Annotated in this window: 13 protein-coding genes; 5 read left to right on the top strand and 8 right to left on the bottom strand. The window is 29.0% G+C overall.

Features of this window, described 5'->3' with window-relative positions:
• The first annotated feature begins 16 nt into the window (after positions 1-16).
• Positions 17-511, top strand: coding sequence for a hypothetical protein (locus CDLVIII_RS11715; protein ID WP_009169665.1), 495 nt, complete (start codon positions 17-19; stop codon positions 509-511).
• 37 nt (positions 512-548) lie between these two features.
• On the opposite strand, the gene CDLVIII_RS11710 is transcribed toward CDLVIII_RS11715, so the two are convergent.
• The 3 genes from CDLVIII_RS11710 to CDLVIII_RS32495 all read right to left on the bottom strand — a co-directional run bounded on the left by CDLVIII_RS11710 (position 549) and on the right by CDLVIII_RS32495 (position 2,031).
• On the bottom strand, positions 549-1,097 hold the full coding sequence (locus tag CDLVIII_RS11710; protein WP_009169664.1) for a CD3072 family TudS-related putative desulfidase: 549 nt from the start codon (positions 1,095-1,097) through the stop codon (positions 549-551).
• Positions 1,098-1,137: 40 nt separating this feature from the next.
• Positions 1,138-1,833, bottom strand: coding sequence for an aspartate/glutamate racemase family protein (locus CDLVIII_RS11705; RefSeq protein WP_009169663.1), 696 nt, complete (start codon positions 1,831-1,833; stop codon positions 1,138-1,140).
• A gap of 66 nt (positions 1,834-1,899) precedes the next feature.
• A complete protein-coding gene (locus tag CDLVIII_RS32495; protein WP_278245914.1) occupies positions 1,900-2,031 on the bottom strand; it encodes a hypothetical protein in 132 nt (43 codons plus the stop codon).
• A gap of 168 nt (positions 2,032-2,199) precedes the next feature.
• Here CDLVIII_RS32495 and CDLVIII_RS11700 point away from each other — a divergent pair, with 168 nt between their 5' ends.
• Complete coding sequence (locus CDLVIII_RS11700) at positions 2,200-3,618, top strand: PLP-dependent aminotransferase family protein (protein ID WP_009169662.1); 1,419 nt, start codon at positions 2,200-2,202, stop codon at positions 3,616-3,618.
• A 162-nt stretch (positions 3,619-3,780) separates the two neighbouring features.
• Here the strand turns inward: CDLVIII_RS11700 and gpmA are convergent, their stop codons facing one another.
• Entirely contained in the window at positions 3,781-4,512 is a 732-nt protein-coding gene (gene gpmA / locus CDLVIII_RS11695; protein ID WP_035301743.1) for a 2,3-diphosphoglycerate-dependent phosphoglycerate mutase, read from the bottom strand.
• 506 nt (positions 4,513-5,018) lie between these two features.
• Here gpmA and CDLVIII_RS11690 point away from each other — a divergent pair.
• Both CDLVIII_RS11690 and CDLVIII_RS11685 read left to right on the top strand, forming a co-directional pair.
• Positions 5,019-5,936 carry a substrate-binding domain-containing protein gene (locus CDLVIII_RS11690; protein WP_186005560.1) on the top strand — a complete coding sequence of 306 codons (918 nt, stop codon included), beginning with the start codon at positions 5,019-5,021 and terminating at the stop codon, positions 5,934-5,936.
• 387 nt (positions 5,937-6,323) lie between these two features.
• The gene (locus CDLVIII_RS11685) at positions 6,324-7,580 is read left to right on the top strand and encodes an MBL fold metallo-hydrolase (protein WP_009169659.1); all 1,257 of its coding nucleotides are present in this window, start codon (positions 6,324-6,326) and stop codon (positions 7,578-7,580) included.
• Positions 7,581-7,672: 92 nt separating this feature from the next.
• Here CDLVIII_RS11685 and CDLVIII_RS11680 read toward each other — a convergent pair whose 3' ends face one another.
• The 4 genes from CDLVIII_RS11680 to CDLVIII_RS11660 form a co-directional block, all read right to left on the bottom strand.
• Complete coding sequence (locus CDLVIII_RS11680) at positions 7,673-8,572, bottom strand: radical SAM protein (protein ID WP_009169658.1); 900 nt, start codon at positions 8,570-8,572, stop codon at positions 7,673-7,675.
• 407 nt (positions 8,573-8,979) lie between these two features.
• The gene (gene fliB / locus CDLVIII_RS11670) at positions 8,980-10,191 is read right to left on the bottom strand and encodes a flagellin lysine-N-methylase (protein ID WP_009169657.1); all 1,212 of its coding nucleotides are present in this window, start codon (positions 10,189-10,191) and stop codon (positions 8,980-8,982) included.
• Between the two features lie 686 nt (positions 10,192-10,877).
• A complete protein-coding gene (locus CDLVIII_RS11665; protein WP_009169656.1) occupies positions 10,878-11,120 on the bottom strand; it encodes a type II toxin-antitoxin system Phd/YefM family antitoxin in 243 nt (80 codons plus the stop codon).
• A 139-nt stretch (positions 11,121-11,259) separates the two neighbouring features.
• Positions 11,260-12,132 (bottom strand): LysR family transcriptional regulator, encoded by an 873-nt coding sequence (locus CDLVIII_RS11660; protein ID WP_009169655.1) that lies wholly within the window; start codon positions 12,130-12,132, stop codon positions 11,260-11,262.
• 120 nt (positions 12,133-12,252) lie between these two features.
• Here CDLVIII_RS11660 and ispG point away from each other — a divergent pair, with 120 nt between their 5' ends.
• Positions 12,253-13,302 carry a flavodoxin-dependent (E)-4-hydroxy-3-methylbut-2-enyl-diphosphate synthase gene (ispG, locus tag CDLVIII_RS11655; protein ID WP_009169654.1) on the top strand — a complete coding sequence of 350 codons (1,050 nt, stop codon included), beginning with the start codon at positions 12,253-12,255 and terminating at the stop codon, positions 13,300-13,302.
• Positions 13,303-13,318: the final 16 nt, after the last annotated feature.

The following is a 13,318-nucleotide window of genomic DNA, read 5'->3' as shown; positions in this document are numbered from 1 at the left end:
ATAGGGAGGAAGAAATTTGAATATAAAAAATAAGTTTGTATATTTTTCTCTAATATCGCTGATCATTTTTATAAGCGGTTGTAACATGAATTATAATAGAGCTACTGTATATAGCGATATATACAACGATAATGATAAAATAGCCAAAACAAGTAAAGATCACATATATACAACATCTAGCATCACTAAAAATTCTGACCAGAATTTATCTTTAAAATATAGTGGTTTTTTAGGTGTAGATGCAATTTGGAATATAAATTCAAAAGATGATGGTGAAATTACATTAGACTATGACTCAAATGTTAATAGTGGTGATTTTAAAGTAGTTTTAGTTAATCCTAATAAAGAAATAGAAAATATATTAGTTGGTACAGACCACGGAAGCAAAACTCTAAAATTATCAAATGGGAAATATGTACTTAAGCTTGTTGGAAATAATGCAAATGGTAATATTAAACTTACAATTAGCCAAAGTAAAAATGCTGAAATATCAATTATGGAAGAACGATAATTAACCAAATTCAATACAAAGACTGCTAAATAATTAATTAGTTGTTTAGCAATTCTTTTATTGATAGTAATGCTTCTTCTGTTTCTAATGCCTTTATTCCAATCATTTTAATATCAATACCTTTTTCTTTTAACTTATTTCTTAGTCTCTCAATGAAAACACCTTCACCATCAACTTCCTTATTATTTTTTGAAGTTGTATTAACACCACAGCTTGGTGAACGATTAATTCCTATAACTCCTGCTACAGAAAATCCATTATTAATATATTCGTTTATCTGAAATACAACTTGATTTACAAGTTTATTTAGTATTTCAGCAGCAGTTGGTTTATTCATACTGTCTCTTATTCTCGTATTTTCTACAACAACATCTCTTTCTGCTCCATGAATATCACCTCTGTCTAAACCTAAACATAGTGTTTCAGGACAAGGCATTTGTATTATTCCAACTTTTGACTGGATAAGCAATTTTAAAACACTTTCATTTGTTGCTGGGTAATCAGCTGTCCCATCTGAAATTGAGTTTTGATTTAAAATACAATGTGAAACTAATACTACTTTTTTACTTCTACAATCTGAAAACATAATGTTATCCCTCCATTTTATCTATTATAAACACAAAATTTTAATTAATTAAAGCAAATTCAGCAGCAGAAATAGAATGTATTGTAGTTGTATCAAAAAGTGGTATATCTATATCTTTCTGTTTTATTAATAATGGAATTTCTGTACATCCAAGAACTATCCCTTCAGCTCCATTTGAAGCTAAACTATTTATTATTTTTATGTAGCGATCTTTAGATTCTTCATTTATAATTCCTTTGCATAATTCATCATATATAATCTTATGAATTATTTCTCTTTCTTCTCTACTAGGAATAATTACATCAATATTAAAATTATCCTTTAACACTTTTTTATAAAAATCTTGCTCCATAGTAAAACTGGTACCTAGTAATCCCACCTTTTTAATTTTACTTTTAATTATCTCTTCACCAGTTGCTTCAGCAATATGCAAAACTTTTATTTGGGCTTTTTCCTCAATATCCTTTGCCATTTTATGCATTGTGTTTGTGCATATTACAATAAAATCCGCCCCGGAATTTTTAAGTTTCTTAGCAATATCAATCATAATACAAGTAAGCTCGTCCCACTTATTTTCATGCTGCAATACTTCTATCTTTTCAAAATCAACTGAATACAAAATACATTTTGCTGAATGCAGTTTTCCAAGTTTTAATCTCATTGTTTCATTTATAATTCTATAATAATCTAAGGTTGATTCAAAACTCATTCCACCTATTAATCCAATTGTCTTCACTTTTATCACTCTCCCCTTAGTATATTTACATTTTTCATCTTAATATTTATACTAAAACTTCCTAAATCATTGATTACAAAATTCATATAAGTCTGATGATAGAATATAATCTAGTTCCTTTGCATTTTTCTTACTAGTTTCTGTAAAAATGAATCCAAATACATCAAGGCTTGGATTATCTATTTTACGAAGTTCCAAAATATTTTCAAAATAATCATATAATTTATCATAATTAAATTTAGAACATTATACGCCCCCAAACAGAATATTGTTTGTTTTTTCCAATTATAACATTGAATATATTTGCATACAATATTATAATTGTATGCAAAACAATTTAATCTTAAATTTGGAAGGAGCACACATATGCCTGTCAATTCCTTTGATAATTATCCAATGACTTGGAAACCAAATATAACGAATAAAACTGGTCCCTTATACAAGGTGTTATCAGCTTTATTAGAAGAAGACATAAAGACTGGAGTTTTGAAGCCTGGAGATAAACTGCCACCACAAAGAGAACTTGCTGATTTTTTAGATGTTAATTTAAGTACCATCTCTAGAACTTTTAAATTATGCGAACAGAAAGGTTTAATAAGTGGAGAAATAGGAAAAGGTACTTATATTTCATCTGATGTTAATGTTAATAGCACTCTTTTAAATCCAAAAAATGCCACAAATTTAATTGAAATGGGTGCTACATATCCCCCATATGCACAAAATAAATATGTGATTAAATTCATTGAAAATATGTTGCGTAAGCCTAATTCTGATAAATTTTTAGAATATTCTTCCCCCTGTGGTACACTTGCCCAAAGGTCATCTGGAGTAAAATGGTTAAAAAAGTTAGGCTTAAATATAAGCGAAAAAGAGATTCTCCTTGCTTCCGGCGGACAAAATGCTTTATGTGCTATATTGTCGTCTCTTTTTCAATCTGGAGATCGCATTGGTACTGATCCATTAATTTATTCTGGAGTAAAAACTTTGGCCAAAATGCTCGGAATTCAATTGGTTCCAATTATGCAGGAAATGAATGAGATGTCACCTATAGCTTTAAAAAATTATTGTAGAAATAATGAATTAAAAGGGATCTATCTAATTCCTGATCATCAAAATCCAACTACTCATACAATGTCTCTTAAAACAAGGAATGAAATTGCTGAAGTTGCAAAAGAATTTAATTTAATCATAATAGAAGATGGTATAAACAGTATGTTAAGTGAGAAAAATATTACTCCAATTGCTGCCTTAGCTCCAGAGCAGACAATTTATATTTCAAGTATATCAAAAGCATTATGTGCCGGGCTTCGCGTTTCTTTTATAGCTACACCACATATTTATAAGAAAACTTTAGAATCAGCTCTTTATAATATTAATATGATGATATCACCTTTAAATGCTGAAATTATTCATCAACTTATAAACTCTCCTATTGGAGACAAAATAGTAAGAGAACGTAAAAATATGATAATTGAAAGAAGTAATCTAACTGATGCTATTCTTAATGACTTTGATATTCTTGGGGATAAATATTGCAATTTTCGATGGCTAATGCTGCCAAAAGGCTGGAATGGCAAAATCTTTGAGACGTGTGCAAAAAATGCTGGTGTACAAGTTTACTGTGCTGAGCGTTTTGCTATTGGGAATGCTTCTGTCCCTGCTGCTGTTCGTATTTCAATAACTGCTCCAAAAAATTTAGCTGAGCTTAAAAGAGGTTTAAATATTATTAAATCCATATTACTACATAATGATGCGTGCACAATGAGTAATGCCTCACTTAAGTAAAAATAGAAACCTATCCTCATGTGGTCTTTATAAGGATAGGCTTTATTACATTTCATACAAATTGTGCATCTTTATTTTGTGGTATTATAGTATCAATTGTTCATCATATTTATTTTACACTTAACTATGATATCCCATCTACTGTTGCTATTTTATCTCAAACTAAATATGCTTAGCTATTATGTTTTCAGGTACTTTTCCTTCTAATGATAAATAATAACTAGTTATAGGTTTTAAATTTTCATCTAATTCATATACTAGAGGTGTACCTGTAGGTATATTTAAATTTGCTATTCCGTCACTAGAAATATTATCTAAATATTTTACTAATGCTCTTAAAGTATTTCCATGAGCTGATATTATAATTTTTTTACCTTCTTTCAATTTAGGAGCTATGTTTTCATTCCATTCTTCTAAAACCCTTTTTTCTGTATCTGCTAAATTTTCTGTTAATGGAATTTCACTCTCTTTTAAATCTTTATATTTTAAATCATGACCTGCATATCTTGGATCATCTTTTGTTAGCTCTGGTGGTTTTACATTTACAAATCTTCTCCACTTATGAACTTGTTCTTCTCCATATTTTTCTGCAGTTTCTGCTTTGTTAAGTCCTTGAAGCGCTCCATAATGTCTTTCATTAAGTTTCCAAGATTTATATACAGGTATCCACATTAAATCCATCTCATGTAATACTATATCCAATGTTCTTATTGCTCTTTTTAAAACAGAAGTGTACGCTATGTCAAAAATGAATCCATTCTTCTTAAGTATTTTTCCTGCCAATCTTGCTTCCTTAAGCCCATTTTCTGATAAATCTACATCAGTCCATCCAGTAAATTTATTTTCTAAATTCCAAATGCTTTCTCCATGTCTTATTAATACTAATTTTATCATATACATATTCATTCCTTTCTTAAAATTAATTATTTAGACCCTTATCTTAAGATCATGACCTAACAAACTTATATTTGGTTTTAAACAAAGTCTATATTAAATTAATATATATTATAACTTATTATATTGGACATGTATACTTATTTGAAAATTATTCTCAATAAAACATTATTAAAACTATACTTCTAAATCCTACTGCCAAAAACACCTATATTTTTATAGATGTTCTTAAAATCTTTGAATTCGATTAAATGATTCTATATTTACGTAATATTATATTCTACAAATATTAAATACTTTATAACATATTTTTTATAAACTTACCAATACTATCAATAAATGATTTTTTATAATTATATTAGGAGTATAAAATGAAACTACTAAAAAAAATAGTCGCTATAATTATTACACTTTCAATTTTAACACCCAGTATATTTCAAATATATATTACTAATTTTTATTCCATTGAAACAGTAAATACGACTAATCCCATTAGAGTTAGTCTCATGTTTAGTAATTATAATATAGCTTCTATACAATTACTTATTGAAGATATGAAAAAAGTTGAACAAGAAAATTCAAAAACTGTACAATATACTTTTTATGATGGGAAAGGAAGTCAAAATCTTCAAGACACCCAACTTATAGATATTGTTAATAACAAAAAAGCTGATATTATAGCAATAGATATGGTTGATGTAGCTCATACTAAATATGCTATAGATATGATTAAAGCATTTAATATCCCAGTAATTATAATGTATAACGGAGATGAAAAAGCTGTTCAATCCTATGAAAAAGCTTTTCTAGCAAGAACAAATCCGGCTGATGAAGGAACTTTACAGGGGAATATTATTGTGGATGCATGGAATAAAAATAGAGAAAATATGGACAAAAACAAAGACAATATACTCGACTATATTGTTTTTATAGGATCACCTGATAATATAATATCTACGACTAGAATAAAATATTCCGTTTTGCAAATAAACAATAATAATATTAAAAGTAAAAGAATTGCAGAAAAATTTTATTACTATCTCCCATCTCAAATTAAAGAAGATGTTTATCAATTTTTCTTAAGATTTGGCAATAATATAGATTTAATAATTACTGATGAAGATAGTGCTGCTGTAAATACTGTAAAAACACTACAAGAAAATGGCTATAACTTAGATGATAAAGAAAAAAAGATAGATGTCGTTGGATTTGGCGGCATACCTGAAGCCCTTGATTTAATAAAAATTGGTGCAATGACTGGAACTGTTCCTATAAATACATATAATTTAGCTAATGATTTCTACAAATTTGAATTAAACTTATTTAATGACAAAAATATTATTGATGGAACGAACTGCACAATTGACTATACTGGAAAATTAATAACTTTTCCTCTTGAAGGTGTATCCGTTAATTTAGGTTGATAATAATGTTAAGTTAAGTTAATTATTTTAGTACAAAGCACGACCACCTGCACGCAGCTATTCAAGCTACATGCAAATGGTCGTGCTTTTTATGGTGGAGACGAAGTGTGACCTTTGAAATCCACTATAAACTTTACTGCTTTCCTCTATCTTCCTGCTCCAGCATATCTATTTTTTACTTAACTTTGTATTATGTGGGTCCAGTTTCAGTTAATTTTTGAAAAGGATAATTAACATTATCTTATTATAAAAAATGAGATTGAATTTTATGATTGAGTTAAGATTTTGTTAGTTTGTAGTTAATTCCTTATTTGTTGCATTATAGATTAAAAATTCAAAGAATAATATTACTAATGAATTACAAATATTAAAGAGGCAACAGTAAAGATGCAAAAAAATATAATAAAAACACTAATACTAATTCCTATTATATTTGCTTTATGTTTTTCATTTATTGGAATCAATTCGTATGTAACAAAAGATCATTTAAACAATGAAGGAAGAGTAACATTTAGTAAAAAATTCATAAATAATAATTGGTATTCCTTTGATATGTCAGGAAAGCTACAAACTGGAATTTATGACTATAACAACAAAAAATATTATTCAACAAACGAAGGTATAATGGTATCTAATGAATGGATTACCATTGACAGTAAAAAATATTATGTTAAGGCAGATCATTCACTTGCAGTCGGAAATATAATTATCAATGGTAAAATGGAGAGTTTTTCTGATTCGGGTGAATATAAAGGCCCTGGAAAAATGACAGACTACTTATTCATAAAATTTTTAAGTGTAGGAAATGCAGATTGCTCATTCATTAAACTTCCAAATGGAGAAACAATATTGATTGATACTGGTGATTTTAACCATTCGGAGAAAGTTATAAGTTTCTTAAAAGAGCAAGATTTAAAAATTAAGAATGGAAAGCCACTAATTGATTATATTGTACTTACACATCCTCATGGTGACCATATGGGTGGGTTAATTCCAATATTTAATAATTTTCAAGTCAATAAAGTATATCTTCCTAAGATTTCAAAAGTAACCGATTGGTATGCTGATATGGATTTAACTAAAGAAACTCCTTATATTATTGACTCACTAAAACAAGATTATGATATGTATAAAGATATAGTAGATTATATCAGTGAAAATGGAATTGAAACTACTACTATAGCAAAACTTCTATTCATAGATGCAAATAATATCTTACAATTTATACAATCCGATAAAGATTTTGAACCTAGACCAATAAAAGGTGAACACTTAATAGATTACTGGAATGATAAATCTGCAATTATATATTTAAATTACGGAAATTTACATGTGTTATATACTGGGGATATGCAATGGAGGGCCGAAAAAGATTTTGTCGCAAATAAATTATTAAATGGATCAGAAGTTAATGTAATAAAAGTTCCCCATCATGGATATGATACATCATCAACAATAAGTTTTCTTAGATATGTTAAGCCAGAATTTGGAGTTATAAGCAGATCTGCGGAAAACATAAATTCAGATACCTCTAAGTCTGCTTACAATAATTTGATTTCAACGGGCGTTACCATATATGAAACTAGCGAAAAAGATGGAGTTTCAATATATGCAACAGAAGAAAATTGGAATTTAGAAAACTAAATTTTATTATTTTAGTTTTCTAAAAAGCATGCAACCATTATCTCCAACTTGTATAAGTTGGAGTGTTGCAGCTATTAACTATAAGATAAAAATCAAAGGTGTTTTAGTTGTACGCGATAATGTCTCAATTCAGATTCACTTCGAGTTTTGCATACCTTCTCAAGGTGTTTAACCATTACATCTTTGTCCTTTGGAAGCTGCCCTTGAACAAAAATTGCGTTTGATGCACCTAGAGTCGCGAAATATACAGGAATATCCAAATTTTCAATGAGTGTTTTTAATTCATCTAGTTTCTCTATTTCTGTTTCTTCTGACCAATTACCTGACTGAATCTCAACATACAGCTCAGATTCTGGATAGACAGTAAGCATGGATGAACCGATAATATGTGGATTTGTTTGATTAAATATTTTAGCTGTTTCTAATGCACCTATTTTTCCCCGCCCTGAACCCGAGATACCTGCAAGATAAAAATAATTATACTTGATATTTGCAACATCCAGACGGTGGCTCTGTGTTATAATTTCCTCAGGAGCATATCCCTTATTCATAAATTCAAGCATTCTCTGATCCCCAGTTTCCACGCCTATGGTAATACCATCATAGCCAAGATCCTGCAAAGCCTTTAACTCTTCATCTGTCTTAAGATCAATATCAGTAACACGAGAAAAACAGCCTATTGTCTTGTAATCAGGTAGATATTTATGAATCAGTTCAGCAATTTCTTTTAGCCTTTGAAATTTCAAAACAAAAGGATTAGCTCCAGTTAGGTAAACGCGATCAATTTTCTGACTATTCCAGCTACTAAGTTCTGCCTGTACTTCTAACAGATCTTCTTCTATATCATCTAAAGGTGACATTCTAAATTTGAAAGGAAGATCATCATAGAGAGTGCAAAATTTGCACTTATGATGCGTACAGCCTGCGGTAACTTCAATTAATAATGATGAAGCCTCATATGGAGGTCTCCAAATGGTTCCAGTATAATGCATATTTATCTCTCCTTTTAGAGTAATTTTTCTCTATGAAGCGAGTCTTAAGATAATGGCCTCCCGTTTCTGATTTATATGTTACAGTAGATATTTTTTTATTCAAGTACGGTCTTTTTATGGTTGTAGTACTATTTTTAATACTATGTACAAGAAAAAGTAGTACATTGATTTTTCTTTTTTCATGAGGTATACTGTTCATGAATCGGAGGGATAATATGGCAGATAATAAATTTCGTGACAAGAATTTGATGTCTCATTGTGTACCAATGAGTATGCTGCAATCTGTATTAAACGGTAAATGGAAAATATTAATGGTATATAGCTTTTTATAAAGTTCAACGCTTCGGTGAGTTGATACGTCGTCTAAAAGGAGCTGTGCACTAATCATTTAGTGCGACAGCCCCTTACTACAAAAGCATTTTTGCGAATTCCATATTATCATAGCTATTTTCTTTAATATATTCTAAGATCTGGCTTCTATAGTTCTTATCATGCTCTACTGCTTTTGCAAATACTTGAATAAACTCTACCATATCTTCTACGGAATCTTTTCCATTATATATGTATTTTCCAACTAGATAAAATCTCATTAATGAATATCTAAATAAAAGTAGAATATATCCATCAAACATACAATCGCTTTCTGAAAAAGGAAATAGATTATTATATATAAAATTAACCATATAACTTTCAAATATGTAGCTATTGCTTTCTATATATTCTTCTGTATATTTTTCAAATGCATTTATATATTTCTCCTTATTTTCAATTGCCTCTTCATTATCTTTAATATTATATCCCTGCATAAGTTCTTTAGTATACATTTTAAATTTATAGCTATCATTTTCATTTAATATATCTAAAGAATCAATTATATTCTTCAAAAATGAAACTTGAAGTGCATAATTCATACGTTCTCTTTTATAAGACTCAGCTTCATTTTCTATATCATATTCACTTATAAATTCTTTTATTTCATCACTTTCTATATCTTCTAGTTCATTTAAAAAATTCCCCAAGACATATAATCTAGAACTGAACTTCAAATTTCTATTTTGTATTATTTTTATTGAAAAGTCTCTTATCTCTTTAAAATACTTTATAGGTGTATCTTTGAATTCAGATGCTCTAGTATCAAGTACACCTGACATAATATACTTACCTAAACTTTTCTCACTTTCCTTAAATTCTATTTTCTCTTTACTTCCAAGAATAATTCTTGCTGCCTCTGGACATGCTGCATCTAAGGATATTTCGTAATGATTATCTACTTTATTTAGTACTCTAGGAAATTGGCTACAAACACTAGAAAGATAATCTTCACCAAATTTCCCTTGAATCAAACAGTAATTCTCATCATCTAGAAACGGACATCTTTTTGTTTTGCTTAATTTAACTCTTCCATAATCTAAATCTTTATTAGTACAATATTCATTGTTATGAACATTTTTTTGGAACATCTTTTTCATTGCTTCATCTGTAACTTTGTGATATTTTTTAAATGTTTCTTTATCAATATCTATATCCCATCCAATGCAACAACTATCTTCACATTTTCCTCCAATACACTGAAACTTATCTATATAGGCTGGATATATCATCTTAACATTCTTTTGCATTTTTATCTTCCTTACCTTTTAATATTTTATCTACGGCACATGAAAGAAAATATCAAGGCCAAAGCTGCCATGTATATTTTTTCATTAAGCAAGGAAGCAAATCGCCCTCATAGCGGACCTTTTAGGCCAATTTGCCGACGTAAGTGTACGCAAGTCGAGTTTCCCCTTGATGGAAAATAGACTAGCAAATAACTACTTGTTATTTTCTTGATTGTGCCTAAAGCTATTATATCATCAAAATAACGTATATTTAACTTAAATTGCTTTTATACAAAATATAAAGGCATTACAAATTGCATTGCAATACCTTTATATTTATTAATAAACTCATTCTTATCCTTAAAAATATTAGTTTTTATTTTTTATTCTACTTGTATGTTATTTATCCATGCTTGTATATTGTTATTATTCTCAAGATACAAGAAAGACCCACGAAAATCCAAAAATTAGATTTTCGTGGGTTTCATGGTGGAGGCGAAGCGTGACCTTTAAAATCCACCACTAAAATTTATCTCTATCTATTACTACAATTGATAATCCATTCTTTTACATATTCAGCATCATATTTCCCCGATGCAACTCCTAATCCAAGATCTATGATATCTTCATCTCAATCCCATCTAAACCACCAGTCTTTGTAATTGCCATAGAATGCAAATACATCATTTATTCCTTGCTTAGGTGTCTCATTTAGCTAACTCCTCAAATGCTCTTAGATGTTTACTTAAAATATTATTTGCTGCTTCTTCTACTGTTGCATCATCTGCAATAGTGTCTTGCTGAAACTTACTATAATCTATCAAAACATATCTTGGTGCATTATTTTTAAGTATAATTGCTGCGCCATTTTCATCTACCATTCTTGCAACTTTAGAAAAATTTTGATTAGCTTCAGATATAGAAACTAAATTATTAATATTTACTTGCATACAAACACCTCCTTTTAATTATATTATACACAATTTTAGGATAAATTAAGCCTAAAACTCTTTTAATTTTTACCAATTAGTTTATTCTTTTTTCATATTTATTTTCTTCATAATAAGTTGTATTATAAATTGATAATCACTAGTTTTTTTGATTAATCATTCCTAACCAGCTTTTTACCGAAATTGAATCACTTTTATTTTTATTTATTATCATATATATTTTCCGCAATGGTGGAGTTGCATCTTTTATTTTCACATGAATTAACTCTCCATTTTTTAATTCCTCTATAACTGATGATTTAGTAACAAATGCATATCCAAAACCTTCTTTAACAAAATCAGTCACATATATATTTTCATCTGTTGAAAATTTTAGTAAAGGGCTGTCCCCATATACTTTACTAAGCCAAGTAAAAAAATCTTCTCCTAAATCTGTATATAATAATGGTAAATCTATCAACTCTGAGTATGAAATATCTATTTTTAATCCTATCTCATTTTTATTGCTTGTCACTAATATTATTTCATCTTCAAAAAAATCAATAATTTCAAATTTATTTGATTTAGATTTTGTATAAACGAATCCAATGTCTAGTATACCATCACTTAATAACCTTATAATTTCTTCTGAATGATTTACCTTAAGTTTTATAGCAATATTAGGGAACATTATATAGTATTTTTTCAAAACATTCGAAATTCCCCCTTTATAAATAGAATCTGTAAGGCCAACTGCTAATCTATCCTCGTATATTCCTACTGCTCTAGCTTTTATTATACCGTCTTTTTTTAACATAATCATTCTCTTTGCATATGGTAGAAAAGCCTCTCCAGACTTTGTGAGCTTCACATTTTTATTATCTCTTAAAAATAGCTCCTTTCCAACAAATCTCTCAAGTTCACTTATCCTTTTTGAAATCGTTGATTGAACTAAATATTGTTGTTCCGCAGTTTTAGTAAAATTACCATTCTCTGCAAGAACTACAAAGGTCTCTAATGAGTCAATATTCATAAGTACCTCCCATCACCATGAAATATTTCGATTATTTCAATTAATATAATTCGTTTTTAACATTGAAATTCCTTTATTATACTAGGAATATAAATTATAACATTTTGGAGGAATAAATTTATGAAGAGAAATATTACAAGAAAAATTAAGGTAGGAAACATTTCTATAGGAGGTGATTCAAAAATATCTGTTCAATCTATGACAAATACAGATACTAGAAATATAAACGCAACGGTAAAGCAAATTCTTAGTTTAGAAAAAGCAGGTTGTGATATTGTAAGATGTGCTGTCCCTGACATTGAAGCAGCAGAAGCTTTAAAGACTATTGTTAATCAGATAAATATTCCTTTAATAGCAGATATACATTTTGATTACAAATTAGCACTTGAAGCTATAAATAACGGGGTTGCCGCATTGAGGATAAATCCAGGTAACATTGGAGGCATAGACAGGATAAAAAAAGTAGCTGATGCTGCAAATAGTAAAGCTATCCCCATTAGAATCGGAGTTAATTCAGGATCATTGGAAAACGATCTTCTAGAAAAATATAATGAAGTTTGCCCTGAAGCATTAGTTGAAAGTGCTTTAAGACATGTAAAAATATTAGAAGATTTAAATTTTTATGATATATGTATATCTATAAAATCGTCTGATGTGAACGACACAATAAAATGTAACAGAATCCTTTCACGAAAGGTTAACTATCCTATTCATTTGGGAATTACAGAACCAGGCACCTTATGGAATGGAACTATAAAATCAAGCATAGGCATAGGTACACTTTTATCTGATGGAATCGGCGATACCATAAGAGTTTCACTTACTAGTAATGTACTAGATGAAGTTAAAGTAGGACGAGATATCCTTAAATCTTTAGGATATATAAACACAGGTATTGACTTTATCTCCTGCCCTACTTGTGGTAGAACCCAAATAGATCTTATAAAAATAGCCAAAGAAGTGGAACGAAGATTAGCATACTGTGAAAAAAATATAAAAGTAGCAATAATGGGGTGTTTAGTAAATGGACCCGGTGAAGCTAGAGAAGCGGATATTGGTATTGCTGGTGGAAAGGGCGAAGGGATAATCTTTAAAAAGGGAAAGATCATAAAAAAAATTAAAGAAGACAAGTTAATAGATGAATTCATCAATGAAATTAACAAACTTTAGTATAAGGAGAGCTTTT

It is taken from the genome of Clostridium sp. DL-VIII (genome assembly GCF_000230835.1).
Lineage (GTDB): Bacteria > Bacillota > Clostridia > Clostridiales > Clostridiaceae > Clostridium.
Note: the sequence above shows the minus strand (reverse complement) of the source record. Positions and strands in the feature narration are given on the sequence as shown.

Bases quoted from the DNA above. Each gene is read 5' to 3' on its own strand.
- fliB (WP_009169657.1), bottom strand. From the start codon at position 10,191: ATGCAAAAGAATGTTAAGATGATATATCCAGCCTATATAGATAAGTTT.
- CDLVIII_RS11710 (WP_009169664.1), bottom strand. From the start codon at position 1,097: ATGTTTTCAGATTGTAGAAGTAAAAAAGTAGTATTAGTTTCACATTGT.
- gpmA (WP_035301743.1), bottom strand. From the start codon at position 4,512: ATGATAAAATTAGTATTAATAAGACATGGAGAAAGCATTTGGAATTTA.
- CDLVIII_RS11660 (WP_009169655.1), bottom strand. From the start codon at position 12,132: ATGAATATTGACTCATTAGAGACCTTTGTAGTTCTTGCAGAGAATGGT.
- ispG (WP_009169654.1), top strand. From the start codon at position 12,253: ATGAAGAGAAATATTACAAGAAAAATTAAGGTAGGAAACATTTCTATA.
- CDLVIII_RS11690 (WP_186005560.1), top strand. From the start codon at position 5,019: ATGTTTAGTAATTATAATATAGCTTCTATACAATTACTTATTGAAGAT.
- CDLVIII_RS11665 (WP_009169656.1), bottom strand. From the start codon at position 11,120: ATGCAAGTAAATATTAATAATTTAGTTTCTATATCTGAAGCTAATCAA.
- CDLVIII_RS11680 (WP_009169658.1), bottom strand. From the start codon at position 8,572: ATGCATTATACTGGAACCATTTGGAGACCTCCATATGAGGCTTCATCA.
- CDLVIII_RS11685 (WP_009169659.1), top strand. From the start codon at position 6,324: ATGCAAAAAAATATAATAAAAACACTAATACTAATTCCTATTATATTT.
- CDLVIII_RS11700 (WP_009169662.1), top strand. From the start codon at position 2,200: ATGCCTGTCAATTCCTTTGATAATTATCCAATGACTTGGAAACCAAAT.